A 713-nucleotide genomic window follows, 5' to 3' on the forward strand; every position below is an offset into this window, starting at 1 on the left:
GTTTTTAAGAACTAAGCATGAGAAGTTAAGTAATATATTAAATCATGCTGTCGATGATTTTTCATTAAAAAATTATATTGATAAAGATAAAATTTTAATTTTTGTTTATTAAATAGTTTTATTCTATATAATATAGTCTTTAAAGGTTGGCAGATAGCGTATTTAGATGAAAATTTTGATAAATAATTCAGGTGTAATTTAGAGCTTATATTCATATTGTTATGCTTTTCTTAAGTTAAAATGGTAAAGTCTCATGTTTTCTATGGTAATGAACAAAAATTAGAGTTTTAAGTGTAGATATGTCTGTAATTGAAATACAAAAAAACATATGTAAAAAATTTCATTCTAAGTTTGTGAAACCTTCGAAAAATGAAATGGTTGCTATAGCGTTAAATTCATTGGGAAAAATACCAATTACAGGAATACGTAATATACTTGAAGATGGTGAAAATATCTCATGGTTTTTCTATTGTGGAGAGTTTTCAGCAGATGATAATTTCTTTAACCCAATGCATATATCTCATTTAAAAAATTATCTTCCCGAAGTTATTTCTTATTTGGCATTAGAAGAAGGTTTTAGATTTGTAATAGATAAACAGGGTTATGAAGATGTATGGAGAGAACAATAGTTACTAAATTTATATTTTAAACTTATAATATATTTAGCCGAACAACTCTTTTTTATGAAAATTCTGTAGGATACTACTATAAAT

At 24.5% G+C, this 713-nt stretch carries 1 protein-coding gene; it reads left to right on the forward strand.

From position 1 onward, the window contains the following. The first annotated feature begins 299 nt into the window (after positions 1 to 299). Positions 300 to 629 (forward strand): hypothetical protein, encoded by a 330-nt coding sequence (locus ACH8JV_RS19505; protein WP_396523300.1) that lies wholly within the window; start codon positions 300 to 302, stop codon positions 627 to 629. Positions 630 to 713: the final 84 nt, after the last annotated feature.

Origin of the sequence: Acinetobacter sp. ABJ_C5_2, from assembly GCF_044538485.1 — a bacterium.
GTDB classification, from domain to species: Bacteria; Pseudomonadota; Gammaproteobacteria; order Pseudomonadales; family Moraxellaceae; genus Acinetobacter; species Acinetobacter nosocomialis_A.

Coding starts and splice junctions, on each gene's coding strand:
- ACH8JV_RS19505 (WP_396523300.1), top strand. CDS start 300: ATGTCTGTAATTGAAATACAAAAAAACATATGTAAAAAATTTCATTCT.